30 protein-coding genes and 1 pseudogene are annotated in these 25,835 nt (G+C 39.7%); 19 read left to right on the plus strand and 12 right to left on the minus strand.

Translation table 11 applies throughout. The features are described 5' to 3' along the window. Positions 1 to 64: 64 nt before the first annotated feature. Positions 65 to 1,555 carry a peptide MFS transporter gene (locus MKY15_RS18165; protein WP_342538167.1) on the minus strand — a complete coding sequence of 497 codons (1,491 nt, stop codon included), beginning with the start codon at positions 1,553 to 1,555 and terminating at the stop codon, positions 65 to 67. Between the two features lie 307 nt (positions 1,556 to 1,862). Here MKY15_RS18165 and MKY15_RS18170 point away from each other — a divergent pair. Together MKY15_RS18170 and MKY15_RS18175 are read left to right on the plus strand one after the other, a co-directional pair. Continuing rightward, positions 1,863 to 2,039, plus strand: a pseudogene (locus tag MKY15_RS18170) (DUF1259 domain-containing protein); the annotation flags it as partial. Between the two features lie 20 nt (positions 2,040 to 2,059). Continuing rightward, entirely contained in the window at positions 2,060 to 2,299 is a 240-nt protein-coding gene (locus tag MKY15_RS18175; protein ID WP_067209032.1) for a hypothetical protein, read from the plus strand. Between the two features lie 52 nt (positions 2,300 to 2,351). Here the strand turns inward: MKY15_RS18175 and MKY15_RS18180 are convergent, their stop codons facing one another. Next, positions 2,352 to 3,434 (minus strand): sugar diacid recognition domain-containing protein, encoded by a 1,083-nt coding sequence (locus MKY15_RS18180; RefSeq protein ID WP_342538168.1) that lies wholly within the window; start codon positions 3,432 to 3,434, stop codon positions 2,352 to 2,354. A 126-nt stretch (positions 3,435 to 3,560) separates the two neighbouring features. On the opposite strand from MKY15_RS18180, the gene MKY15_RS18185 reads away from it, so the two are divergent. The 3 genes from MKY15_RS18185 (at position 3,561) to MKY15_RS18195 (ending at position 7,820) form a co-directional block, all read left to right on the plus strand. Continuing rightward, a complete protein-coding gene (locus tag MKY15_RS18185; protein WP_338652429.1) occupies positions 3,561 to 4,706 on the plus strand; it encodes a glycerate kinase in 1,146 nt (381 codons plus the stop codon). Between the two features lie 2 nt (positions 4,707 to 4,708). Beyond that, the gene (locus tag MKY15_RS18190; RefSeq protein WP_338652428.1) at positions 4,709 to 6,055 is read left to right on the plus strand and encodes a GntP family permease; all 1,347 of its coding nucleotides are present in this window, start codon (positions 4,709 to 4,711) and stop codon (positions 6,053 to 6,055) included. Positions 6,056 to 6,227: 172 nt separating this feature from the next. Continuing rightward, positions 6,228 to 7,820 (plus strand): long-chain-fatty-acid--CoA ligase, encoded by a 1,593-nt coding sequence (locus MKY15_RS18195; protein WP_342538169.1) that lies wholly within the window; start codon positions 6,228 to 6,230, stop codon positions 7,818 to 7,820. 59 nt (positions 7,821 to 7,879) lie between these two features. Here the strand turns inward: MKY15_RS18195 and MKY15_RS18200 are convergent, their stop codons facing one another. The 4 genes from MKY15_RS18200 to MKY15_RS18215 are packed head-to-tail and all read right to left on the minus strand — an operon-like array spanning position 7,880 to position 10,516. Then, positions 7,880 to 8,734 (minus strand): ABC transporter permease, encoded by an 855-nt coding sequence (locus tag MKY15_RS18200; RefSeq protein WP_338652426.1) that lies wholly within the window; start codon positions 8,732 to 8,734, stop codon positions 7,880 to 7,882. Next, positions 8,718 to 9,647 (minus strand): ABC transporter ATP-binding protein, encoded by a 930-nt coding sequence (locus MKY15_RS18205; protein WP_067209047.1) that lies wholly within the window; start codon positions 9,645 to 9,647, stop codon positions 8,718 to 8,720. The genes MKY15_RS18200 and MKY15_RS18205 overlap by 17 nt, the downstream gene beginning before the upstream one ends. Next, the gene (locus MKY15_RS18210; RefSeq protein ID WP_342538170.1) at positions 9,640 to 10,059 is read right to left on the minus strand and encodes a hypothetical protein; all 420 of its coding nucleotides are present in this window, start codon (positions 10,057 to 10,059) and stop codon (positions 9,640 to 9,642) included. The genes MKY15_RS18205 and MKY15_RS18210 overlap by 8 nt, the downstream gene beginning before the upstream one ends. Before the next feature lie 13 nt (positions 10,060 to 10,072). After that, positions 10,073 to 10,516, minus strand: a complete 444-nt coding sequence (locus MKY15_RS18215) for a LytTR family DNA-binding domain-containing protein (protein WP_342538171.1) — start codon at positions 10,514 to 10,516, stop codon at positions 10,073 to 10,075. A gap of 184 nt (positions 10,517 to 10,700) precedes the next feature. Here MKY15_RS18215 and MKY15_RS18220 point away from each other — a divergent pair, with 184 nt between their 5' ends. The 7 genes from MKY15_RS18220 (at position 10,701) to MKY15_RS18250 (ending at position 17,745) form a co-directional block, all read left to right on the plus strand. Further along, the gene (locus tag MKY15_RS18220; protein ID WP_342538172.1) at positions 10,701 to 12,581 is read left to right on the plus strand and encodes an ABC-F family ATP-binding cassette domain-containing protein; all 1,881 of its coding nucleotides are present in this window, start codon (positions 10,701 to 10,703) and stop codon (positions 12,579 to 12,581) included. 18 nt (positions 12,582 to 12,599) lie between these two features. Then, the gene (locus MKY15_RS18225) at positions 12,600 to 13,730 is read left to right on the plus strand and encodes a conserved virulence factor C family protein (RefSeq protein WP_342538173.1); all 1,131 of its coding nucleotides are present in this window, start codon (positions 12,600 to 12,602) and stop codon (positions 13,728 to 13,730) included. 179 nt (positions 13,731 to 13,909) lie between these two features. Next, a complete protein-coding gene (locus MKY15_RS18230) occupies positions 13,910 to 14,335 on the plus strand; it encodes a hypothetical protein (RefSeq protein ID WP_342538174.1) in 426 nt (141 codons plus the stop codon). 161 nt (positions 14,336 to 14,496) lie between these two features. Continuing rightward, positions 14,497 to 15,696 (plus strand): Bcr/CflA family multidrug efflux MFS transporter, encoded by a 1,200-nt coding sequence (locus MKY15_RS18235; RefSeq protein ID WP_342538175.1) that lies wholly within the window; start codon positions 14,497 to 14,499, stop codon positions 15,694 to 15,696. 126 nt (positions 15,697 to 15,822) lie between these two features. Continuing rightward, positions 15,823 to 16,263 carry a hypothetical protein gene (locus MKY15_RS18240; RefSeq protein ID WP_067209070.1) on the plus strand — a complete coding sequence of 147 codons (441 nt, stop codon included), beginning with the start codon at positions 15,823 to 15,825 and terminating at the stop codon, positions 16,261 to 16,263. A gap of 317 nt (positions 16,264 to 16,580) precedes the next feature. After that, positions 16,581 to 17,390: an N-acetylmuramoyl-L-alanine amidase gene (locus tag MKY15_RS18245; protein ID WP_342538176.1), complete on the plus strand. Its 810-nt coding sequence runs from the start codon at positions 16,581 to 16,583 to the stop codon at positions 17,388 to 17,390. Between the two features lie 145 nt (positions 17,391 to 17,535). Then, on the plus strand, positions 17,536 to 17,745 hold the full coding sequence (locus tag MKY15_RS18250; protein ID WP_342538177.1) for a DNA-binding protein: 210 nt from the start codon (positions 17,536 to 17,538) through the stop codon (positions 17,743 to 17,745). A gap of 82 nt (positions 17,746 to 17,827) precedes the next feature. On the opposite strand, the gene MKY15_RS18255 is transcribed toward MKY15_RS18250, so the two are convergent. After that, complete coding sequence (locus MKY15_RS18255; RefSeq protein ID WP_342538178.1) at positions 17,828 to 18,967, minus strand: TolB domain-containing protein; 1,140 nt, start codon at positions 18,965 to 18,967, stop codon at positions 17,828 to 17,830. Between the two features lie 354 nt (positions 18,968 to 19,321). Between MKY15_RS18255 and MKY15_RS18260 the strand changes: the two genes are divergently transcribed. The 3 genes from MKY15_RS18260 (at position 19,322) to MKY15_RS18270 (ending at position 21,403) form a co-directional block, all read left to right on the plus strand. Beyond that, on the plus strand, positions 19,322 to 19,756 hold the full coding sequence (locus tag MKY15_RS18260; protein ID WP_067209080.1) for a BrxA/BrxB family bacilliredoxin: 435 nt from the start codon (positions 19,322 to 19,324) through the stop codon (positions 19,754 to 19,756). Next, on the plus strand, positions 19,756 to 20,535 hold the full coding sequence (locus tag MKY15_RS18265) for a class I SAM-dependent methyltransferase (RefSeq protein ID WP_342538179.1): 780 nt from the start codon (positions 19,756 to 19,758) through the stop codon (positions 20,533 to 20,535). Before MKY15_RS18260 ends, MKY15_RS18265 begins: the two co-directional genes overlap by 1 nt. Positions 20,536 to 20,803: 268 nt before the next feature. Continuing rightward, positions 20,804 to 21,403 carry a YpjP family protein gene (locus tag MKY15_RS18270; protein ID WP_342538180.1) on the plus strand — a complete coding sequence of 200 codons (600 nt, stop codon included), beginning with the start codon at positions 20,804 to 20,806 and terminating at the stop codon, positions 21,401 to 21,403. A gap of 141 nt (positions 21,404 to 21,544) precedes the next feature. Here the strand turns inward: MKY15_RS18270 and MKY15_RS18275 are convergent, their stop codons facing one another. Continuing rightward, positions 21,545 to 21,799, minus strand: a complete 255-nt coding sequence (locus MKY15_RS18275; protein WP_342538181.1) for a hypothetical protein — start codon at positions 21,797 to 21,799, stop codon at positions 21,545 to 21,547. Positions 21,800 to 22,116: 317 nt separating this feature from the next. On the opposite strand from MKY15_RS18275, the gene MKY15_RS18280 reads away from it, so the two are divergent. Then, positions 22,117 to 22,287: a hypothetical protein gene (locus MKY15_RS18280; protein ID WP_342538182.1), complete on the plus strand. Its 171-nt coding sequence runs from the start codon at positions 22,117 to 22,119 to the stop codon at positions 22,285 to 22,287. Between the two features lie 250 nt (positions 22,288 to 22,537). Here the strand turns inward: MKY15_RS18280 and MKY15_RS18285 are convergent, their stop codons facing one another. The 3 genes from MKY15_RS18285 to MKY15_RS18295 form a co-directional block, all read right to left on the minus strand. Continuing rightward, positions 22,538 to 22,897, minus strand: a complete 360-nt coding sequence (locus MKY15_RS18285; RefSeq protein ID WP_342538184.1) for an MmcQ/YjbR family DNA-binding protein — start codon at positions 22,895 to 22,897, stop codon at positions 22,538 to 22,540. 297 nt (positions 22,898 to 23,194) lie between these two features. After that, positions 23,195 to 23,620 (minus strand): ferritin-like domain-containing protein, encoded by a 426-nt coding sequence (locus MKY15_RS18290; protein ID WP_338652401.1) that lies wholly within the window; start codon positions 23,618 to 23,620, stop codon positions 23,195 to 23,197. A 116-nt stretch (positions 23,621 to 23,736) separates the two neighbouring features. Beyond that, positions 23,737 to 23,970 (minus strand): hypothetical protein, encoded by a 234-nt coding sequence (locus tag MKY15_RS18295; protein WP_342538185.1) that lies wholly within the window; start codon positions 23,968 to 23,970, stop codon positions 23,737 to 23,739. Between the two features lie 142 nt (positions 23,971 to 24,112). On the opposite strand from MKY15_RS18295, the gene MKY15_RS18300 reads away from it, so the two are divergent. Then, positions 24,113 to 24,352: a hypothetical protein gene (locus MKY15_RS18300; RefSeq protein WP_067209103.1), complete on the plus strand. Its 240-nt coding sequence runs from the start codon at positions 24,113 to 24,115 to the stop codon at positions 24,350 to 24,352. A gap of 1 nt (position 24,353) precedes the next feature. On the opposite strand, the gene MKY15_RS18305 is transcribed toward MKY15_RS18300, so the two are convergent. After that, positions 24,354 to 24,524, minus strand: coding sequence for an aspartyl-phosphate phosphatase Spo0E family protein (locus MKY15_RS18305; protein ID WP_342538186.1), 171 nt, complete (start codon positions 24,522 to 24,524; stop codon positions 24,354 to 24,356). 204 nt (positions 24,525 to 24,728) lie between these two features. Here MKY15_RS18305 and MKY15_RS18310 point away from each other — a divergent pair, with 204 nt between their 5' ends. Continuing rightward, positions 24,729 to 25,016, plus strand: coding sequence for a hypothetical protein (locus MKY15_RS18310; protein ID WP_342538187.1), 288 nt, complete (start codon positions 24,729 to 24,731; stop codon positions 25,014 to 25,016). A 170-nt stretch (positions 25,017 to 25,186) separates the two neighbouring features. Further along, the gene (locus MKY15_RS18315) at positions 25,187 to 25,765 is read left to right on the plus strand and encodes a DNA-3-methyladenine glycosylase I (RefSeq protein WP_067209109.1); all 579 of its coding nucleotides are present in this window, start codon (positions 25,187 to 25,189) and stop codon (positions 25,763 to 25,765) included. Positions 25,766 to 25,835 lie beyond the last annotated feature (70 nt).

The raw sequence follows: 25,835 nt of genomic DNA on the forward strand, positions 1-25,835 counted from the left end.
TTATGTTGAAACAAAACAAGCAGCCCTGTAAACTCACAGGGCTGCTTGTTTTGTTTCAATTGTATTAGCGTACGCCTTTCATAAATCGTTGGATAACCGGCGACATTGCGAATAAGAGGAAACTTAATAGAATCGCTGTTCCACCGATGATTCCAAAATACATCATTTCAGTTTCAGGTTTATATAATTTAACGATCTGTGCGTTAAGCGCTTGTGCAGCAGCATTCGATAGGAACCACAGACTCATCGTCTGCGCAGAGAACGCTACCGGCGCCAGTTTAGTCGTAGCTGACAATCCTACCGGAGATAAGCACAGTTCCCCTAAGACGACGACAAAGATGCTTAGGATGAGCCATAGTGGGTTCACGAGAGCATCTGTCCCACCTAAATAGCCGGGCACTAAAATAATGATGAATGATAAACCGGCAAACAGAAGACCTAACGAGAACTTCTGCGGAATATTCGGTTGCCGATCACCAAGTTTCATCCATAGCCATGCAAAGACAGGAGCCATTGTAATGATAAACAATGGGTTAAATGATTGGAAAAAGGCTGGTGAAATTTGATAGCCAAAAATATTAAGGTTTGTTCGTGTATCTGCATAAACTGCAAGAATTGTTGAACCTTGCTCGGCAATTGCCCAAAATACGACAGCTGATAAGAAGAGCGGGATGAACGCAATTATTCGGGACCGTTCCACATCATTTGTTTTTGGACTCCTATACATAACAATAAAATAAACCGTTGGGATAAGGAAGCCGAGAATACCGACAATTATAATGAATGATTCAAAAGTCAGCCAACCTTGAGGGATGGCAATTGCAACAAGAATCCCAATCACTACAGCCGCAATTGCGAAAATTGAGAATACTTTTCTTTTCTCGGACGGTTGTAATGGATTCGCTACTTGTGTACCCGCTAAGCCGAGACTTTTCTTTTTTGTCAAAACGAACATTAATAAACCGAAAAACATTCCAATAGCAGCAACACCGAATCCTAGATGGAAACTTGTTTTCATTAAACTACCAACGATAAGTGGTGAGATGAATGCACCTAAGTTAATACCCATATAGAAGATGCTGAATCCTGAATCACGACGGTTGTCGTTTTCAGGGTAAATATCACCAACTACACTGGAGACGTTTGGTTTTAGTAACCCTGTACCAATTACGATAAGAATCATCGAAACGAAGAACAGTGAAATGTTACCGGGAATTGCAAGCGCGATATGACCAAGCATAATGAATATTCCACCATAAAAAATTGCTTTTGAGGTACCGAATACCCGGTCAGCTAACCAGCCGCCAATAATACCTGACATGTAGACCAGCGAACCATAGATTGACACGATGGACAAGGCGATAGTTTTATCTAATCCAAGTCCGCCATTTGATACTTCGTAGTACATATAGTACACGAGTATTGCTCTCATACCATAATACGAGAACCGTTCCCAGAATTCCGTGAAGAATAATGTGAACAAACCTTTCGGGTGCCCGAAGAAGCCTTTTTGCGGAACACTCTCCACGATCTGTTTCTTAGTTAGCTGTGACATGATGATGCCTCCTTCATATTTCACTATAATACAATTAAACGTTTTCAATTGTCAAAAATAATTATTGGAAACGCTGTTATTTCAATTAACGTTTATATTACAACGTTTCGATATAGTGATAATTTTCTAAATCTAATAAATAGATATTTTATGATAATAAATTAATTATATAGTAAAAGTCTGGGAGATTAATACACATGTATCCATGTCACTTTTCATAGAGTGTAGGAGATGTAGATGCTAAATTCGATGAATATCCTTAAAAGGTGCAGCTCAAAGTGTGCAATGCACGTCAGTTGTCATAGTATTCATGCACTCTATTTCCCGGCAAAGGCTGATTGTTAGTTCATTACATAACCATTGGCTCTATATGCAACCAACAATTCTGTACATTCACATCCAATCCGTTGAACCTCCACTGGATTTCACATGTAAATTTACGTATTCATTTACTTTATTGAGCAGTTATCCGATTGTAGACTAATTATTCGAGGAGGAGAAACGTTGGAAATCTATGATGTCGTTTTAATTCCGCTTATCATCGGAATCGTGGAATTATTGAAGATGTATGGGATGCCAAGGCGGCTACTGCCGTTCATATCACTACTCTTCGGTGTTGTAGGGGGCATTATTTATATTTATCCAGAAGACATTAAGGCAGGTATACTTGTGGGTTTGATGATGGGCTTATCCGCAAGTGGGTTGTATGCGGGAGGGAGAACGGTAATCGAGAAAACTGAATAGAGAAAATGTGGAAAACCCCTTAGGCAATGGATAGCTTAAGGGGGATCGATACCTATTTTTCATCTAGTAAAAGAGCGATTTTCAATAAAACTGCATCATGAAAGAGGGTTGGGTTATAGCCGCTTATTTCTTCTATTTTTCGAAGCCGGTACGTTAATGTGTGGCGGTGAACTTCTAAGGTTGCAGCAGCTATAGTGTTGTTCTGATTACAAGAAAAATAGATGGAGAGTGAACGTTTCATTTGTTCATTCAATCCCTTTAACACTCTACTTGAAAATCTGAACGTCTCACTCGATGAGGCGTTTTTTTTCAGTAGGGCCAATAACTCGACATCCTCAAAGTATATGAGATGTTGTGTTGGTTGTGCAAATTGCAATGCATTTTTGGCGGTAGTATAGGAGTAGCGAATTTCATCTAAAGAATTGACGGGATAGCCAACGCCAATTCTGACAAGGGAGTCTTTCTGCAAAGTAAGTAGTAAAATAGAAAGTTTTCTCTTCAAAGTAGTTTCAGTCATTCCGCTAATTAAAATGAATACCTCATTCAATTGTGAATGTCCAATGAGAACAGAGTTTTTTTCAAATTGATCCTCCAATTTTTCAATGATTCTTTGAGAGGAAGGTAGGAAGCTCTTAAATTCGATTAAAAGTGTTGTGTATGGATTTATTGTGCTAAATCCCAAAAGAGAAAGTCTCTCCTTAACAATCAACGAAAGCGGCTCACCGCTAATTAACTCTTCAAAAATCAGTTCTTTCATCTTCCGTTTCCATTCCGCCCGCGAGGTAATGAGTGACTGGTGAACCATCATTTCAGTTGTTAATTGTACAAGTGTTGCGATTTCTCGGAGATCTGCAGGATTACCGGTTATTCCAATGACACCAACTAATTGTTGCTGAAAATGAATCGGCATATTGACGCCTGGTTTTGTGCCATGCCAATTTACCATGTTTTCTTCTGTAATCCATAATATTTCCTTCGTTTTTGCGACGTATGCTGCACCTTCATGTATTTTGTTGATGCGCTGTTCTTCACCTGAAGCCAAAATCATTCCATTCGTATCCATGACATTCAAATTACGGTTTAACCGGACCATCGTTTGTTCAACAATTTCATCTGCAAGTTGCTTTGTCAGCATTATTCTATCCCCCATGTATAACTTTTCCGGAAATATTACGGGTAATTCTATACAATTAGCATAACGTATTATCTGAATAGCTCAACTATACTATTAGTAAGCGCTTTAGTTAAGGGGGAAGTATTTTTGAAAGTAGTTGTGGCACCAGATTCATTTAAAGGTAGTTTAACGGCCGTTGAAGCAGCTGAAGCGATGGTGGCAGGCATTTATGATGCTGACCCCTCTATCGAGACAGTTATGCTTCCTGCGGCTGATGGCGGGGAAGGAACGATGAGCAGTTTGGTTGGCGCTACGGGGGGAGAAATCGTATCCGTCGTCGTACAAGATCCGCTTGGCCGAGAAGTCGGGGCGGCTTATGGCGTTCTTGGAGATAGGAAAACGTCTGTCATTGAAATCGCGGAAGCATCTGGATTGATGCTGTTACACGAAGAGGAAAGAAATCCACTTGTTACATCGACTTATGGCACGGGCGAATTGATTGTTCATGCACTTGACGCGGGCTTACGCAATTTTATTATTGGGCTTGGGGGAAGTGCGACAAACGACGGTGGTGTAGGAATGTTACAGGCACTTGGAATGCGTTTTCTGGGTGGAAACGGAGTGGAATTGTCAAGGGGGGGAGGTTCACTTGGTAATCTTCATGCAATCGATATGCATGATTTTGATAAACGAATTTCAGAAAGCACTTTCCTAATTGCGTGTGATGTCAGTAACCCATTTGTCGGGCCAACTGGTGCTTCCGCTGTTTTCGGTCCACAAAAAGGGGCTTGTCCTGCGATGGTAAATAGACTTGACGAAAACTTGATGAGGTTAGCCCATGTAATTGAACAACTAACCGGCATTTCTCTTCACGGGAAAAAAGGAGCAGGTGCGGCAGGGGGAGCCGGAGGTGCTTTTCAAGCTTTTTTTCCTGGGGAAATGGAACAGGGTATCGACGTTGTGTTGAATGCGATTTCATTCGACAAACAAATTACTGACGCAGATTTAATTATTACAGGTGAAGGCAAAACTGATAGTCAGACATTATCGGGTAAAACACCATTTGGAGTTGCGAAAGTGGCCTATAAAGAGGGAAAGCCAATCATTCTTATTTCAGGTGTGATAGATCAAGAGAGCCGGGATCTATTGGCGCCCATATTCAACGAATTACATGCGATTACAGACGGAACGGTTTCATCACAAGAGTCGATTGCGCATGCAAGTCATTATTTAAGAGCGAAAACAAAGTTGGTAATGGAGAATTATTTAACTAACTATACAAAAGGGGTGTAGAGATGTTATTTGCAGTTATTGCACTTAGTGTTGTGCTCGTTGTTGTGTTGACAGCTGTTTTTAAAGTTCATCCGTTTTTATCTTTACTGCTTGGCGCATTTTTCGTCGGTATTGCTTCAGGCATGCCGTTGCTCACAGTAGTGGAAAATGTCAATGAAGGATTCGGCGGATTAATGAAATCGATTGGGATTGTCATTGTCGCGGGGACTATTATTGGAGTCATTCTAGAAAAGTCGGGTGCGGCATATAGAATGGCGGAAGTCGTTTTACGAGTAATCGGTGAAAAGCGCCCTCAGTTGGCAATGTCAATCATCGGTTATATCGTATCAATCCCTGTTTTTTGTGATTCTGGCTTCATTATATTAGCAAGTTTGAAAAAGGCATTGGCGAAACGTTCAAAAGTGGCGATTGCATCCATGTCAGTTGCACTTGCAACCGGATTGTATGCGACACACACGTTAGTTCCGCCAACACCGGGACCAATTGCTGCAGCTGGTAATATCGGCGCGGAAAATTATCTAGGGACTATTATTTTAATTGGACTTTTCGTTGCGATTCCAGCAGTTATTGTTGGTTATTTCTGGGCAGTAAAAGTAGCCTCAAAAATCGAAGTACCGGAAGATACTGAGGAAGGCGGACTGAATTACGAAGAGATTGTTGAATCGTTCGGGAAAATGCCTTCCACGTTCAAAGCATTCTTGCCAATTGTACTGCCAATAGTATTGATTGGAATCGGTTCTGTGGCAGCACTTACTGGCGAAGACACTGCTTTTATCAACTTCCTACGATTTTTAGGAGCACCATCCGTCGCGCTTCTATTCGGTGTGCTGGCATCGTTTTTGTTACTTCCTAAATTTAATGAGGAAACGCTTTCAGGTTGGATTGGCGATGCATTGAAGGAAGCTGCTCCTATTCTTCTTATTACTGGGGCAGGAGGAGCATTCGGGAAAGTTATTTCAAATTCAGGTATTGCAGACCTTATCGCAAACATGAATATGGAGGCGTTAGCGGGTGGTGCTCTGTTCCTCCTTATTCCATTTATTATCGCAGCCGCATTGAAAACAGCCCAAGGATCTTCGACTGCTTCACTTGTCATCACCTCAACATTAATAGCACCACTATTGCCTTCAATGGGAATTGAAGGAGCGATTCCACTTGCGCTTGTAGTAATGGCGATTGGTGCCGGAGCAATGACTGTTAGCCATGTGAATGACAGCTTCTTCTGGGTTGTTACACAATTTAGTGGCATGACAGTGACGGATGCGTATAAGGCACAAACGATGGCAACGCTGTTACAAGGCGTAACAACAATTATAGTTACGATGCTACTTTGGACCGTTCTAGTGTAAAGCATGAGATAAGGAAGTCTGATCTGTTAGTGAGCTTTCTAGCTAACAGATCAGACTTTTTCCATTCTATTAATAAATCATATCCATATTAATTACTCACTAAGTTGCACAATTGCTAATGACAGAAAATTCAAGGTGTTATATACTATATCAAAATGGTGAGGTGATCTATATGAATATGCCACTAGTATTACCGCAATTTCTCGATCGAGCAGTTGCTTTGTATGGAGAAAAGGATGCGGTACATTGTGAAGAACGTGTTTTTACATACCGACAACTGAATAATAGAGTAAACCAACTTTCTAGAGGGCTACGCGAGTTAGGGATTGGAAAAGAGGACAGGGTCGCTTATTTAGCAGGGAATTCTCTTGAAATGTTGGAAGGGTTTTATGGCGTTTTTCAAATTGGTGCAGTAATGGTTCCGCTCAATATTCGTTTAAAGCCGGAAGATTACGTATTCATCTTAAATCATAGTGAAGCCAAAGTTCTTTTTGTCGACCAAGATCTCTATGGCTTAATTAAACCAGTGATCGATCAATTTGAAACGGTAAAGCATATTATTGTTCACTACAAAGATCAAGAAACACTAGAAACGGCCTATGACGACTGGCTTGCTACTTACTCATCTGATGCATTTGACCGTGCAGAACTGGATGAAAATGATGTCTGTAGCTTACTGTATACGAGTGGAACAACGGGAGATCCAAAAGGGGTCATGTTGACGCATCGTAATAATTATCTACATGCGCTTAGTACGATGCATCATTTGAGGGTCACTGACTCGGACGTCTATTTGCACGTTCTTCCAATGTTCCATGTCAATGGCTGGGGCTCTCCTTTTTACTACACGGCAAATGGGGCTACACATATATGTTCAAGAAAATCGACGCCTGAATCCATATTTAAAGCACTTCAAGAACATAAAGTATCCATCTTGCATATGGCACCAACCGTATTAAATGCGTTGCTGCTGTATCATGATCAGCATCATCCGGTCATCAATCAAGACATTCGCGTGGTGATTGCAGGATCTGCACCACCTCCTGCCTTCATCGTCAGGGTCGAAGAAGAGCTGGGTTGGGAGTTCATCCAAGTATATGGTATGACGGAATCCTCTCCGCTTAGCCTCATTTCAACGATCCACTCGCATTTGACCGGGTTGTCAAAAAATGAACAGACTGAATTGAAAGCGAAGGCTGGATTCTCGATGATTGGTAGCGATGTTAGGATTGTCGATGAAAATGGAGTGGAAGTTGCCCATGACGGGAAACAAGTCGGGGAAGTGGCAGTGCGGAGTCATGGTGTTATGAAAGGCTATTGGAAAAACGATCATGCAACGGAACAAGCGTTGCAAAATGGCCGGCTTTTAACAGGGGACATGGGGACTATTGATGAAAATGGTTATATCAACATCGTAGACCGAAAGAAAGATGTCATCATTAGTGGCGGAGAGAATATATCATCGATTGAAGTAGAAGGTGTCCTATACGAACACCCTGCGGTACTGGAAGCTGCTGTCATTGCGGTTCCACATGAGAAGTGGGGAGAGACACCTCACGCATATATTGTATTACGCGAGCATAGAAACGCAACCGAACAGGAAATTATTGCTTTCTGCAAAGAAAAGTTAGCCCATTTCAAAGCAGTTACAGGCATAACTTTCGTCAATGAACTTCCAAAAACAGCATCTGGCAAAATTCAAAAAGTCCAAATTCGCGATGCTTACTGGGAAGCGCAAGGAATAACGGGACGTTTGGTGAATTAATGAATGACATAAAAGCTTGCACGTGCATTGAGGAACACCCTCTATGTGCACGTGTAAGCTTATTTATTTTTCCTTCGCATAACAAGTAACGATAGTCCGAAAAAAAGCAATGTTGTACCACAGAGATACATAATACTAAATAACTGGGTAGTTTTTTTACCATTGATGTCGTATAACATGCCCATATCAATTTCGAATGCTTGCTTCATGGCAACTGGCGCGGTAGAGAAGGCCTCTAGAAGGGGTGCCTCCATTATTAATTGCCGAAACAGTGCGGCTGAATGGGAAACCGGGAACAGCTTGACAACTGATTGGATGTAATCAGGCAGTCCACCAATCGGAATATAGATGCCAGCTAAAAAACCAAGAAGTGTTCCGATAACCGTGCTTGCTGCGGCAAATGCATTTGACGTTTTGAAAAAGGAAACCAACAGAAGCACCATTGATCCGCTAGCTAATACGGATAAGATAATTACACCGCTTGCCGCCATCATTTTACCGAACGACAGCACCACTTCTCCGGAAACGAAGAGAAATAGATTTGAAACAAGAAGCGTAATCATACACATGATAAAACCTATAACCAATGCGCTGATGATATAGCCACCCACCAACTTTGTTCTTGAAATAGGGGAAGAGTAAAAATCCATGTATGTTTTATTTGCGCGATCTTCTACCAGGATGCCAAATGAGCCGAGTGTCGTTGTCATAGAGGTTACCGCTAGGATCCCTGCAATGAACCAGGTAGTGAGCACTGCCTTTTTTGCAGGGAAGTCCGGAAGCCCTTTGGCGGTCATATCCCCTAAGAATAAAACGTACAATGCGATTAAAATAATGACGGCTAGAAGTGAGAAAAAGACAGTGGCTTTATCCCGAAAATACAATAAGATATTCCGTTTAGCAAATGCGATCATCCGGATTCCCAACCTTTCCATTGATGGCGATAAAAACATCATCCAAACTGGATTTCTTCACTTCAAAAGATGAGATGAAAGAAGTGAATTTCACCAAAATTGGTATCGCTTCCGTCGTATGATTAAGGCGGATAGTAAACAGCGACTTTTCGTCATCGAAATCCAATCCATCTAACATGAGCAAGCTTCGCAGCTCATCTGCTCGCTCCGTAGAAATTGTCAGTAAATCTGTTGAATAGTTATTTTTCAACTGTTCAGGAGTTCCTTTTGCCACGATGCTGCCTTTTTTCATAACGACAACATAATCCGAGTTTGCTGCTTCTTCAATGTAATGTGTCGTTAGAAAAACAGTCATACCTGTTTCTTTTTGAAGTTGCAGTATGGTAGCCCATATGTTTTTTCGACTTTCTGGATCAAGCCCTGTTGTCGGTTCGTCTAAAATTAAGATGTTCGGTTTATGAATAAGGGCGCGCGCAATATCCACTCGTCGTCGTTGTCCACCTGATAATTTCCCATAAGGTCGATTCGAAATAGACTGTATATCCACGATATCCATAACTCGAGTAATCGCAACGTTACGTTCTTGCCGCGGCATCCCATAAAAAGATCCCCGAATCGCTAAATTCTCTTTGACGGTCAATAAAGGATCAAGTAAGCTCTCTTGAAATACGACGCCGATTTCCTGGCGAATGGCTTGGTCGTGCTTGCCGACAGTATAACCATTTACATAGACATGACCACTGTCTAGCTGGAGGAGCGTCAAGAGAATTGAAATAGTCGTCGATTTCCCAGCACCATTCGTACCTAAAAAAGAAAAGAGGGCGCCTTTTTCTACATAGAAACTGATGTCGTTTACAGCTTTTATTTTTCCGAATGATTTCGACAATCCAATTACCTCAATTATGTTAGTCAATAGGGACTCCCCTTTTTTTACCTGCAATGGCGGCGTTAATTTGCGTAGCGCTCATTTGATTACCCATAAACGTAACGATAATGACTACGATATAAGTCAATATTCCAGTAGTGATAATGAACGGTGTATCATACCAAGTGAATGGGAAAACTTTGAAAACTGCACCTGCAACAAGAAGTACAATGATGACATCTAGTAATTCAATGAACCTTAAAATGAGCGGATTTTGAATGGGTAACTGATGCGTAATAAAAATCAAACAGATGATGCAAATTGAAATAATCAGCATATGAACAATCATTGCTTGATCCATAGGTGGGAAAACTTTTAACCAACTAAAAAAAAGATAAAATAGACTACTAAATGTGAATGAAATACAACTTGCTGAAATGTAATGCTTAACTAGGTCCAAAATGATCTCCTCCTCACGTTAAAAATTTTTCTTTGAAAGATTTGACGTAATGTCTATTGACGATGACTTTTTCACTGTTCATCAAAGACGCTTCAAACTTCCCATTAAATAAGGCTCGCACACTGTCAATTAGAGCTGTATTGACAATTAAGTTTTTACTAATGCGGATGAAATGTGTGCTTGCCAGCAACTTCTCAATCTCGTATAGCCTCAAGTCACTTTCGTAGATATCTTTTTCATTGTAAAGAAACGAACGGTTATCAATCGATTCAATATAATACACGTTATCGACGAGAAGGGAATATGTCCGCCCATCTTTTGTTCCAGTTAAGGTTATATGTAGTTGGTTAATCTGTTTGATTAATCGTTCAAGTTCATTGTCAATTTGTGGACAGTTGATAGTGATTTCAACCTCGTTATAGATATTGGATTCATTAACTGTCAAACGAATGATCATCACATCCTTTCGCGGAAATCTTATGGATAGAATCGTACCATTTTGTGGAATTTGGAACAATACTTCTCGGGTAACATGCATTTTTCAACTAATAAGATGCATGCGATAGTACAATACTCTTTTAAAAAGCAAGGTAAATCGGCTATGATAGGATGAGGTACATATTAGAAATGGAAGTGTTGTTATGAGTCAATTGATAATCGAAAACCTCACGAAGACTGTTGGGGAGAAAACATTGTTTAAAAATATAGCGTTTACGGTCATAAGCGGAGAAAAAGTAGGCCTACTCGGAATCAATGGAACAGGCAAATCGACGTTATTGTCAATCATTGCAGGAGTCGAACAAGCTGATTCGATTTCGGCCGAACATCCGAATAGATACCGTATTGTTTATTTACCACAAGAGCCAGAAATTGACCCGGACCTTACAGTGATGGAAACGGTGTTCAAGAGTGACGCACCGATTATCAAGGTCAACTTAGAGTATGAGTACGCACTTCAAGCACTTTCTGCGGATCCGGAATCTTCACTAAACCAGGAACAATATTCAAAGTTTCAAATCGAGATGGACGATCTATCTGGTTGGGATATAAACTCAAAAGCACGGACGATTTTGTCGAAACTTGGTATTGAAACGTTCGATAAGAAGATGGGCGAGCTTTCAGGCGGACAGAAAAAACGGGTAACACTTGCAAAAGTATTGATTGAGCCTGCCGATCTCTTGTTACTCGATGAACCGACAAACCATCTCGACGTCGATTCAATTATGTGGCTGTCAGATTACTTGAAAAATGAACAAGGAGCTGTCATCTTTGTTACCCATGACCGCTACTTTTTGGACGAGTTATCCACCAATATTTATGAACTTGCAGATAAAACGTTATATGCACATACAGGTAACTACGGGAATTATCTTGAATCGAAAGCCATTCGTGCGGAGATGGCTGCATCGACGGACGATAAACTCCGAAATCGCTACCGTTCAGAACTGAAATGGATTAGACGAGGTGCGAAAGCGAGATCGACAAAGCAAAAAGCACGAATTGACCGCTTCGATGACCTATCGGAGAAAGTCAAAAAAGAAGATACGGGTGGAGAAATGGAAGTCGCGCTTAAGTCGACACGTCTTGGTAAGAAAGTGATTGAAGCGGTCGGCATCTCGAAGTCGTTCGGCGGAAGAAAAATCATTGATAATTTCTCTAGTATCCTTCAATCAGGTGATCGTATCGCTGTTGTCGGACCTAACGGGGCAGGGAAAACGACGTTATTGAATATGTTTTCTGGAGAAAGTCAACCGGACAGTGGAATCATCGACAAAGGAACGACAGTGAAAATTGCTCATTTCCAACAACACACGCCAATTATGGATGAGAAAAAGCGAATTATCGAATACATTCGTGATACGTCAAATGATATTGAGGGTGCTGATGGAGTACGAATTTCAGCTTCGCAAATGCTAGAACGGTTTTTATTCCCCACACAAGCACACGGGACACCCATCGGTAAATTATCAGGTGGCGAACGAAAAAGACTCTATTTGTTGAAACTGTTAATGGAACAACCGAACGTCATGCTCTTGGATGAACCGACAAATGACCTCGATCTTGAGACTCTTTCAGTACTGGAAACGTTCATCGATACATTCCCAGGCGTTGTCATCACCATTTCACATGATCGATTCTTCCTAGATCGAACATCAACAAAGCTATGGGTAATGGATGGATCAGGGGATGTCGACACATGGTTTGGTATCTATTCTGACTTCCTTGAAACCTATGTACCTAAAGAAAAAGTGGCACATGAGCCAATCGTTGAGGTAGAGATACCGGTTCAGCAGGAAACCAAAAAGAAAATGTCGTACGCTGAAAAGAAAGAGTACGAAACAATTGAATCAGCTATTGAAAATGTAGAGAAGTCAATCGAAGCTACGGAGGCAGAAATGGCATCCACTGGCTCCGATTACGATAAGCTAAGAGAACTGACGGCAACACTTGACGAATTGAACGGCAAATATGAAACACTCATTGAACGTTGGTCTTTTTTACAAGAATTGAATAAATCCTAACGAAAGGGGCAAATACAAATGAAAATCGTAACAATCGAACCAACACCAAGTCCCAATTCCATGAAAATCGTGCTCGACACAGAGTTACCAAAAGGGACGAGTCATAATTATAAAAAAAGTGATGCAGAAACAGCATCCTATCCAGCTTCAGCATTATTGAACATTCATGGCGTAAAAGGAATCTATCATGTCATGAACTTCATGGCCGTCGAGCGAATTGGTAATGTCGCATGGGAATCAATTCTTGCAGACGTTCAGGCTGTTTTCAATGAAGAGAAAAGTGATCAGACTGAATCTATGGAAGAGATTGACGACAACTACGGAGAAGTATACGTACACGTTCAGACCTACAAAGATATTCCCCTTCAAGTGAAAGTATTCGATAGCGAATCTGAGGAACGTTTTGGACTAAGTGAACGTTTTGTGCAAGCTATGGAAAAGGTTCATGGACGTGAAGTGGAAAACTATATATTATTACGTAAATGGGCAGATTACGGAATCCGTTACGGAGAAAAAGCTGAAATTGGTGAAACGGTGATCCAAGAAATAGAGGCGGCGTATCCAGAAGAACGTTTGCTAGCGATTATCCGTATGGCAAATGAAGGACAAAGTGAAAATATCCAGCGCGGAAGAAAAATTTCACTGGAGGAGTTCTCAGTGGATCAATGGGAGACTAGATTCCAACTGCTGGATCAAATCCCTGACCCCGACATGTCGGATGCACCACTTCTCGAACGAGCACTGGACGATGAAAAGATGTCAATCAGACGCCTTGCAACGGTCTATCTTGGTATGATTGAAGACGACGCTGTCATTCCATATGTAGAAAAAGCGCTTAAAGATAAAAGTTGGGCAGTGCGTCGAACGGCTGGAGACTGCATGAGCGACCTTGGATTTGAAGGGTTCGAACAGGCGGCAATCGAAACATTGAATGATAAAAACAAACTGGTTCGTTGGCGTGCGGCTATGTTTTTATATGAAACAGGAACTGACAAGGCGTTGCCTGCTTTGAAAGAGGCTGAAAACGATTTAGAGTTTGAAGTGAAACTTCAAATCCGGATGGCCATTGCACGAATTGCTGAAGGTGAAGATGCTAAAGGTTCTGTTTGGAAGCAAATGACAGAGGCGCGTACGACTTCAAAAGAGTAAAGTAACGACTACAATTATCAATATGTTAAACGTTAGTGGATGTGAAAAATTACATTCTGCTAACGTTTTTTCTAAAGAACAAAAACGCTGGAGTCTAGATATGAAATCTCTATGTTGCAGCTTATCCACGCTATGAGATTTTATAGTTTCCTAATCTATTGAAAATGGGAGGAAGACATATGAAACTGTTGAAGATCCTTCTCCTCATCGTATTAATTATTGGTGCAGCTGGGTATGGAATCTATTATGTTGGAACTAATATTGCATCCGACAAAGTAATGAACGTTGTAACTGCTGAATTAGAAAATAGCGGACAGTTAAACGAAATTAAACAAATGGTAGCAAATGACCCTGAATTAATGCGTTTCATTGAAGAAGGTGCAAATGTTGAAAGTAGTAATCTTCCTTTCACAACGAAAGAGCAGGCAACAAGAGTATTAATCAAAAAAATTGGGTTTAGTGAAATCCAAGCTATTCAATCCAACGCCCAAAAGGGAATGTCGAATGAGGAAATACAAGAGCTGTTAAAAGATATTGAAGGAAAGTTAACGGAGGAAGAAATTCTAGCATTAAAGGTTATCGCTTATAAAGAATTCCTTAAATAATGCTGATTTCATTGATAAAGTAGGGGGGATGGTTTGAAACTAAATCATCCTTCTTTAATGTATGGCATTTTGGTGATATAGTAGGATACTTGTGATTCTTCTTTAGAGATTTCATCACATACATAGGAAGTTTTTAAATTATAGAAAGGTCGTTAGTAATCATGGGACCACTTAAAGGAAATAAACGAATACGATTTGCATTACTTCTCGGAACACTAGCAGCGATGGGTCCGTTAACAATTGATATGTATCTACCCTCATTCCCGACAATCGTAAGTGCTTTTGGCACTACGGCTACCTATGTACAGGTAAGCCTAACCGCCTGCCTACTAGGTATCGGGTTAGGTCAACTAATTCTTGGCCCAATGAGTGATGTCCATGGACGGAAAAAGCCGTTACTTATTGCACTTATTGTCTATTTTGTCGCTTCAGTTTTATGTGTATTTTCCCCGAATATCGGGTTCTTCATTGCGGCACGTTTCTTGCAAGGCTTTGCTGCTGCTGCGGGTATCGTCATTTCAAGGGCTGTCGTCAGAGATTTATATAGCGGACGAGAATTGACGAAGTTTTTCGCTTTACTCATGCTAATTAATAACTTAGCGCCAATCCTCGCACCAGTTCTTGGAGGGGGCATCCTTGCGTTTACTGAGTGGACTGGTGTATTTGCGGTTTTAAGCGTAATCGGCTTTTTACTATTTGTCATTGTTCTATGGAGAATGGATGAAACATTGCCAGAAGAAATGCGCGTACCAAGTAATCTATCTCATACATTAAAAAACTTTCTGTCTCTGTTAAAAAACAGAAAGTTCATGGGGTATGCACTTGCACAAGGTTTCATCATGGCCGGCATTTTTGCTTATGTCGCCGGGACACCGTTTGTTTATCAAAATATATACGGAGTCTCACCACAGACATTCAGCATATTATTCGGTATGAATGGATTTGGACTAATCATCGGGACCCAGGTAGTAGGGCGCTTAACGGGTGTGGTCTCAGAAAAACGATTTTTAGAATCGGGTTTATTCATCTCTATCACTTCAGGTACATTGCTATTGATAGCCGTGTTAATGAATGGTCCACTTTTCACAATCGTTGTGCCTATCTTCTTTTTCGTCGCTTCGATTGGTGTTATTTCGACATCATCCTTTTCACTCGCAATGGAAAAGCAAGGGCATATTGCGGGTAGTGCATCCGCATTACTTGGTTTACTGCCATTCATTTTAGGCGCAATTACGGCACCACTTGTCGGAATAGCAGGGGAAGAAACCGCAATTCCGATGGGAGCCATTATCTTCGCTTCAAGTTTAATTGCAGTCCTCGCGTATTTCGGACTTTCAAGAGAAAAAGTCGAACAAAACTAACAGAGTTTAAAAGCAGCCACTTACTCATTTGAGTAGGTGGCTGCTTTTTATTGTCTGATAATGTAGACACTGTCTTTCGTGACCTGAATATAATGATTATATCGGATAAATAGAGGAGAGAAGGCAGTGAAAGAAGTCATCATCGCGTTAGTCAGTTCTTCAATTACAATCATCATCACAAGTTTTTTTAACTATCATTTTCAACTAATGAAAGAGATTCGAAACGAAGCGGTTAAATATAAAACAGAAATCCTGAAAAACGTTTACACTCCAGTATTAAAGTTACTAGTAGCGGCAATTGTGCCAGGCGACGGATATGACGGGATTACAAAAGAGTCTTTTTTTGAAATTGAAGACGTTATTAAAAGAAACTATGAGCTAGTTGATCCTGATTTAGATTCGATTATTTGGTCCATTAAAAAGGAAATCCGATGGGAACACTACGAAGATAGTTTAAAGTTATTTGATAAAAATAAGCGTTTATTGCACCACGTCGAACTGAATTTCAATTTTTATAGGAAACAATTAGGATTGCCGTTTAACAAAACTAAACTCAAAAAGTCTTGAGAATCAACTAAATATATTTGTTGAAATAAAGAAGTCTAGTTCCGGTACAAGGGGATATCGCCGGTCTTAGGGCTCCGGCTACTTTTTGAAAAGCGCCTTCGCTTTGTTTATATAATTATTCATTTGTTCAATATAATTGAGACATCTGAAAACGTTAAGTTTTGGCATGTCCTCTACATATTTGTTTAAAATCGGACAAGTGCCGCCATTCAAAAACGCTTTGTGAATAGTATAGATAGAAAAGTATCTTTGGATTGCTGTGGCAATTTAAAAAAACAAATACTTTTTAATAGGGCACAAAAAGGAGGTGTCACAAAATGGTTAAAATCGTAATCGATGCTGGGCACGGATTCAATACACCAGGTAAACGTTCACCGGATGACGAACGGGAGTGGTCGTTTAACAATAAAGTAGCCAAATACGCTATTGCTAAACTAAAGACATACAAAAATGTGGAAATTCTACGTGTGGATGATCCGACCGGTCAGACAGATGTTCCGCTTGCTACACGCACTACTCTAGCGAACGAATGGCAAGCCGATGTATATGCTTCTATCCATCATAATACCCTTACGGATAAGTGGGGCAGCCATAGCGGTATTGAAACATATACAATGGACAACCCAACAGCGAATCCAAAATCAAAGGAAATTGCTGGTGCTATTCATCCTAGGATTGTTATGGCCATGGGGTTGAGTGATCGTGGTATGAAGCGTGCCAACTTCCACGTTCTTCGGGAATCTGCTATGCCAGCATTCTTAAGTGAGGGAGGCTTTATGGATTCAACAGTTGACATACTAAAGTTACGGGATGATCACTATTTGCAAGCCCAAGGTGAGGCAATCGCAGAAGGATTGGCTATATACTTTAAATTGCAACTGCTAACTGCTTCCGTAGGCAATCAGATACTTTCACCAAAGGAAGGAACAAATAAGTTGTATACACCATCATCGCAATCACTTATCAATTCGACAAGCGCCGTTTTAAAACGACTTGAAAAGATGCCAGATGGCCCGTTATCAGCAACTTGGCATGAAAAATTATTGAAGGGAACATTGACGGACTCGGATGCAATTGGGCTCTTGTATGTAGCGATTGAGCGTGGCCTTTTGGTAGATGGTAAGTAAGTGCGTGTCATTTATTTTGAGGAGTGTGAAATAAGAACCATCAGCTACAATAGCGATTATGGTGAGTTTGAAATAGCATAAAGAGCGAGCTTAGAAAATAATAGCTGTTACTATTTCATCTTCATCGAATAAGGGGGAAATTATTGTGCCGCACAACGACAATGCCATCGAAAGGGATTTGCCAAACGAATTATCAAAACCGGCAACACGAGCGCTTTCAGGTACCGGTTACTTGCGGCATGAACAGTTCGCTAAACCTCAGGGAAGCTATTTACATGGTACGGGTCCAAAAGCCATGGATCTTATCAGTGATACTCTTGCCACCAAAGGGCTGTCGTTCGCCAAGGGTTCTTGAAAGATCCTAATTTTATGGTGTAAAACGAAACAAGCCATCTTTTCCTAATAAGGGAAGATGGTTTGTTTTAATTTTCATCAGATTACTCCGAGGGGAAAAAGGTGTACAACCCTATATCACGTATCCATAAATTTGCATTGCCACCATCAATATCAGCCACCCATAAATCACCTTTAGCAGAAACGAAATCGCTTTTTCGTAACCAAGTTATTTTATCGATTGAAGGTAAATATTCGGGCTTATAATCACCTTTATTTTTTGGTGGTGTCGTTATTTTTAGTTGTTTTTGACCAGCTAGCGTTAAAAAGTATAAGGAAGCTTTAGGGCGTTTCTCAGCGTCATTTGACCACTCACTTTCCTTTACCCTTGAAACAATAAGCGAACTATCATTAACCCATGAAAAATCCATCTCCGCATAGTTTTTTGGCGTTAGGTTTATAGAATGATAAGTGGAAATTTCCGTTACCTTTAGATTTTTATTTTTAAAACCAAAAACAATTCTTCCGCCGCCGGCAATATAACCGAGTAAGTTTTCGCTATATGCCCATTTTGGAGTGAATGCCCAGATAACTTCATCTAATACTTCAAATTCTTTTCCGTCTACAGAAATCACACATAGCATATCACTATCCATCGCCCATGAAGCTGTTGGAGTCACAAAGAAGGATATCCATTGTTTATCTGAAGAATAAGCAAATGATTCCGCGTTTATCGAAGGAACTTTCACGTCGTCTTTCACTACTTCTTTTGGAATCACGAAGAATTCTGTCACGTTTTTCGTTAAATTTCCGATGTTTTGATAACCATTCGCTATAGAAATCGTATACAGGACAGGATTGGTCCATCCATCCGGCCGAAGAGAAGCACTAGAGGAGGCAATAAAACCCTTCCCATCAGGCTGCCATTCGTAATCGTTTACTCCTAAAGCAATATTATAGAATTTCTTAAAATCCGATACATTCAATACGTCACCATCAATAAAAGCAACAATATTTTCAGTTGGAGACCATTTTGGATTTCGTCCATCATAAATGATTTTACTGTGCTTTTTTGTTTTCATATCATATACCCACAATTGATTTGAGGTCTGTTTATGTTCATTTACTAATTCCTCGACTTCTTTTTGATAAAGAAGCAAGTTCCCATCGAAGGACCATTGTGGAGGATAAGGGTATGTTGCTTTTTCAACAGTCAGTACTTCTTCTTTATCATCAATTTTCACCCACAAATAGCCATCCCTAATAAACGCTACTTTTGCATCTGAAGCATTTGTTTCCGAATAAATAATGGATGGAAAAATCAAGCATAAAATAACAAGGATATGAAATAACTTTGCCATAAAATCACCTCTTACGACGTATGTTCTCCCAATAATGAATAATTAGGTATGTAAAATAATGTTTAGTATTTGGGGTAGAATTTTCATTGCAATCCTCGAACTAATCGAAAAGTTGAAATTAAGTTAGCTATATAGTCGCTATTTAGTGAAAAAATACGTAGGACAAGGTAATATGAAAGATGGAAAAACCATTAACAACAAGCACTATTTAAATAGATTGAAAGGGGATTATTAAATATGAACGCTTACGATGATTACATGAAGGGCATCGTTAAACCGATGCGTGAAGAACTTGCACAAAATGGATTTACGGAACTGACGACGGCTGAGGCTGTTGAAGAAACAATGAAGACACTTGAGGGGACAGCTCTTGTCGTTATCAACTCGGTTTGTGGATGTGCCGCAGGTCTTGCACGTCCAGCAGTAAGGGAAGCATTACAGGAAGCTGAACATAAACCAAATCACTTGTTCACAGTATTTGCAGGACAAGATAAAGAAGCTACAGCTATGATGCGGGAATATTTCCCTGAAGTACCTCCTAGCTCACCTTCTATCGCACTTTGGAAAGATGGGGCACTTGCGTACTTTATTCCAAGGGAACAAATTGAGAATTTTGAGATGGGGCAAATTAAAGACCATCTATCGGAAGTACTCGATCAAGTTTGTAAATAATGAGTACAGTCATCACGACCGCTGGCAGGCCTGATGATCAATCGCTGCAGCTAGCACTAGAAGCGTCTGAAACTCTAGGCTATCCTATTGTCGAACGTAAAAAGCAAGCGGTTTCCCGAATACAAAACACGCACAGTTCGGATGTTATTGTAGCGGGAAAAAACCGCTATGATTTGTATCGTATTGGAATGGATGAACCATTTTTCTTTCATCCCAATTCTGCAGCGTTTAGATTGAAAAGGCTATTGAATGGTGAAATGGATCCGTTAATTGAGATAGCTCAATTACAAGAAGATGATTCGTTTCTCGATTGTACACTTGGGCTTGGCTCCGACAGTATCATTGCTTCTTTCGTTACAGGTGAAAGCGGCAAAGTGTTGGGCGTCGAAGCAGACCCAGCTGTCGCGTTCATAACCAGACGAGGACTGCGCTCGTTCCCATCTGAGTCGGAGCAACTAGTTCAGGCCATGACTCGAATTGAGGTCGTCCAGTCGGAAGCGATTGAGTTTTTGAGCCATCAAGCTGATTCATCGTGGGATATTGTCTATATGGATCCGATGTTTCATGCACCTATTACGGAATCGTCCAATTTTACGCCGCTACGTCAAGCTGGCGTACATAGTGTGCTGACAGCTGAGTGGATTAAGCAAGCACTTCGTGTATGTAAACGACGTGTTGTTGTGAAAGACCGGTTTGATTCACCCGTATTTGAGCAATTCAATATGGAGCGAAAAATCAGACCGAATACGAAGTTTCATTTCGCTTTTATCGAAAAATGAAAAACGCCGTCCTCCTCAAATTAGAGGGCGACGGCGTTTATTGATATTAGTGGGTGAAATTCAATGAGCTAAGATACACAAGCAATGCCAGCATTCCGATACCGATAAACAGATTCACATCCATCAGTGATACCCTCCTTCAAAAAAACATACAATTATCTTCATTTTTATTGTACAATGAAAATAAGAAAGAAGAAACCTTTTCAATACTTTTTCGTCAAATAAACTACTAATAAACAAAAATTTAATCAATTGCGGGTGAGATGTTATGAAAAAATGGTTACAAAAAACGCTCATTGTTGCCGTAGCACTCTTGACATTCGGTGCTATTTCACCGAATCATGAAATTTGGACAAACTTGCAAGACAAAAATGTATCGAAACATGCAGTTGGGCCATCACAAAGTAATGATTATTCAATCGGATTAGAAGACTCGTTAGTCGATGATAGTTTAGAAGATAATTCGGACTCAATAGAAGATTTATTTATCACGTCTGCGAAGAAGCTATCGTACATGAAATTTGGAACAAAAGTCGGTCCGGTAATCGCCGATGAGTTTGACAGCGTTATTTTCCCGAAAATTGAGGAAGCCATCCAATCGACACTTGCAAGTTCAGGAGACGTACATAAACGCCGACTTGCTATCAGTGAAAAACCTGCCGGAGACTACTCAGAGAAAATTTTCAATGTATACGACCTAGAAGACAGAAAAGATCTTATCCGTTTCCACGTACGTACTGAAAAAAGGCCAAAAGACGGCTACTACTACAATTTTCACTATCATATTGCCGCTGATGAATTTACAGCTCATCATTCAATCGGTGATATCTATTGGGCAAAAGACACACCACCGAAATGGTTATCCTAAAATTGTTGAAACGCCCGTTGAAATTACGAGCGTTTTTTATTTTGTAAACATTGATATATCAGCGTTTATGGAGTTTCTGCAATACGTAAACCCCAAGTGGTTTTGTTGTTGATAAATGAGCAAATACCACGTACCCCAATTTCACTCTTTATCTTTTTCGAAAGAATCTAAACTGACGATTTCATCCATTAAATTAGATGCCTGAATTTCATCTTTCTCAAACGAGTGAGCGTATGTTTTATAAATCGTTTCGGGGGTATCTCCCACTTGTGCAGCAACAGTGGAAATCGTTATGTTATTTGATAACTGGATCGTAACGAATGTATGCCTAAAATAATGGGGTGTGAAGTGGGTAATTTTTTCTTTTTCGCATATCAAGTCGATCACACACTTCATGTCCCGTTCTCCAAGGGGTTCTCCGGCGTAAGTAATGAAAATACATAGCCAAGCGGGTTCCGGGACTGGTAAGGCGCCATAGACTGCTCATGCCACTCTTTGTAAACAAGTAAAAGATTATTGATATTTTCACTCATGGGAAACTCTCGGTAACTGTTCTTAGTATTCGGGCTCCTTGTCCCGAAGCGATTTACGCAGGAAATGGTCGAAGAGAAATTCGGCTACAACGCTGAATCCTTTATTGAGTTTGACTAGTCACCGGAGGGAGCTGTGCAATTGCTCCTTTCGGAACTTGGCGAAGAGGAGGCGATGGCGGCATGAAGCAAATGCAGAGGGATTATCTTATCCAGCAGCTACAGGCTATGAGAGTCGAGAATGGCCGTAACGGGGAACTGTTGTCTGAAATCGGACGGTCGAAGGCTGCTTTTGATAAACGAGAGAAAAATGTAATGTATTATGTGGTTATGCGGCGGAGGAATACGTTATAAACGGAGTGTGGGGTTGTTGTATCAGTGGGAGGGATGGAAGTTATGACGACAATGATTACTGCGTTTGAAGGTCGGGCATTTATTATTTCTGCCTTGTTACTCGCGTTAGGGATTTATTATATTGGTCGGATGCACGGTCGGGCAAATTAACGGGCTGGGTTCAAAATCCGATATAAATTAAAAAAAGAAAGAGTAAGTTACTCTTTCAATTGGAAAACAAAAATAATAGCACTAAAGATGTTGTTAAAAACTACTTCGAAATAATTTGGTTTTGGACTTTTTTAGTTAGTTTTTCAAAAACTAACTTATAGGAATGCAGAATTAGATTTTCTAATAGATCGTTGGATAGATTTGAATCAAAATAAATAGAGTTCCAGTGTGTTTTATTCATATAATGCCCAGGAATAATTCCTTGATAGGTTTCTCTTAACTCTTCAGCACGAGTAGGTTCGCACTTTAAAGTGATAATTGGCTTTCTTTGAGAGTCTCCTCCCATCATAGCAAACATCTTCCCGCCAACATGATAACGATCTGCTTGCCAGTCTACTTGGTAATCATGTGTCGTTCCGGGTAGTGTCTGACAAAATAATTGAAGTCTAGCTTTATCCATTTTTAAGTCTCCTTTTATAAAACGGTCACTAAATACACACGTTCGATTACATTTATTATAATCAATAACCTATGTATTTCAATAACATTATTGTAAATGCGGCTTTACTTGTAATAAAACATGAAAAAATTATGCGTAGTTCAAACAAAAAGCGAAGGAATAAAAAGACCACTGATTAAAAATAATCAGTGGTCTTTATCACAGTCATCTTGTGATATAGCAACAGTATTGGTGAACAAGAAAAACATTAAACGTAGAAGTTTTTGGCAATAGACATAATGATCGATTTTGGCTTTGTTAATAATTATTCATAAAATATAAAAACCAAACGGCATGATTTTGTTCGTCAGCTGAGGCCCGTGTAAAAGCGTCTCTAATAACTGGGTTATCGGTATTTCTTGAAATATCGTGATAGAAGTCAACGGTTTCCTGTTCATCTATAAATGCAGCGAGTACCCCACTTCTATAATCGGCAGGACATTGTTTTGTGATTTGAGGAGAAGGTTTTTTTCCTGTTAAAGAAATATAAAGATGCCAAAAGGTTTCGTAGTGTCTGATTTCATCACTTCTAATTTCAAGAATGCGTTTTTTTATTTCGTTGTTTGGAGCCTGGTTCGCTAATAGTTCATAGCAGTAAATTGCTGTGTACTCACCATTAATTGCTTTCGAAATATCATTTAGAACTTCTTTATTTGGGGAAGATTGCATGGAACTTTGATTCATTTTGTAATCAGCTCATTTACTCAGTGTATGAGTAAGACTAAAAATATGGACCTTGTCTTATGGGAGTGAAAGATTTATTCATAGATGAACAAAGTGATTATTGATTGCTCAAAAAATCAGGATTTAATTTTTGATAATTCACTTGTCAAGACGTCAATTTGTTTTTGCATCTTTTGGAATTTCTGATCTTGTTCTTTTTGATCTTGTTGTTGCTGGACATCATCGAGTATTGATTCTTCTAATGACATAATTGCTGCAATGGTTGAAATAGCATCACCAATTGTGGAAATCGCTGATCCCACAAAGGCGAGTTTATCACTAAGATGATCTTCAAGATTATTTGGATTCAATTTTTTCGCCTCCATAACTTAGTCATTTTAAAAGAGCTTCATTGTAATTTAATGCATTAAATTACCTTTGGTGCGGATTTAAAACGAAAGTAAAATAATCAGCAGTATGGTATGCCAAACATTTTGTGAAGGAGGGATAGTAGTGGTGCAGAAACTCACTATTTTTGATACGGTGCCAACAATAGCGTTTGGGCTTGGTGACATGGTTGAACTCGTCGTCAATGTGGAGAAGAAAGAGGTTGAGGATTATTACTATCTCAAATCGCATGAGGGACGGGTTATAAAGGTTTTGCCCAGACAGCCGTACGAGGTTTGGTTTACGAAGTCTAATCGGATTGGGATATTTCGGCATGGTGAATTGAAGAGGAGGAATTATGGATGATTCATAAATCTTTATTTTTCAACCGTTCGTATTCATTTAATAATAAATCAAGCAATTGGCTTGTTTCAACGACTATTGGGTCAGATAGAGCTTTCTCCTTAGCTAGTTTGTTGAGTTGCTTTCTTACTGTTTCAATTTGATTGTCCATATCTTCAAGTTTTTTATTGGTCATGTTTGTACCTCCCGATTTTATCTTAGTATCTATAACGAAGGTAGAAAATATACATGTCAATAAAATTTCAAAAGTGCTTTATTTTCATATTAATTTAGATTTTTACCAATAATAAAATAAAAATCAGGTGTAATTGATGACTACTTCTAAATTATTATTGGATCAAAACTCATTTGTCATATGACTCAGAAAGAGTGGAGAAGGATGAACAACGACCATGAACGTGAAAAGTTTAAAAGATTGATGGAGAGCTTTTCGATCGCTGAGTGTGCGAATGCTTTAGGGAAAATGGGGAAAATCAACTCTCGAAAACTTATGGCTGAGATGTCGGAAGGATCCAAGATATTCCGTCAATATTTGGAACATCATCCGAGTATTGAAACGGATATCACGGACGAGGACATGTTGTTGTTACAGACTGATATGGCGCTTGATGCGGGGGATATGGAGCATTTAAGGGGTGCGTGCGAGCGATATAACCTCTCTTACTAGCCCCGATACATACGAGAGATAAATAGAGGGTTTCCCCTTTTTATGACGAATGATGTCATGTGGAGGGGTTATATATTGAGGGAATAAATAGCTGTTTATTCCAAGTGTTAGTAATGCATGTTAATAAATTTTTGGACAAATATAATTAAATGAGTAAGGTTGTGATTCTAATGAGTAATGAAATTCCGTTTAGTAGATGTAGTTGGGCTGAAACGAATACAACTGAAAGAGAATATCATGATAATGAGTGGGGGGTTCCCGTTCATGACGAAAATAAACTGTTTGAGCTACTTATTTTAGAAGGTAAACAGGCGGGCTTAAGCTGGATAACGATTCTGAAAAAACGGGAAACTATAAATGAGGCATTTGATTTTTTTGATCCTAAGATAATCGTGAAGTATGATCAAGACAAGATAGATGAACTTTTGAGTAATACAGGTATTATCAGGAATAAGTTAAAGGTTAATGCTGTCATTACAAATGCTAATGCGTATTTATCATTAATTGATGAATATGGGAGCTTAGATTCTTTTCTATGGAAGTACGTGAATCATGAGCCGATTAAAAATAAATGGACTAAAATATCGGATGTTCCTGCGTCAACGGAATTATCAGATCTGATCAGCAAGGACTTAAAAAAACTAGGATTCAAATTTGTAGGCTCTACAACCATTTATGCATACATGCAGGCAATAGGAATGGTTAATGATCATCTTGTAGAATGTTATCGACACTCGATGTTGAACTAATCCATCTATTTTCGCACCCGTCGTGGTGCTTTTTCTATGCCAAAAATAACGGAGGTGGACGGTGATGTGC

It is taken from the genome of Sporosarcina sp. FSL K6-1540, assembly GCF_038620285.1.
Lineage (GTDB): Bacteria > Bacillota > Bacilli > Bacillales_A > Planococcaceae > Sporosarcina > Sporosarcina psychrophila.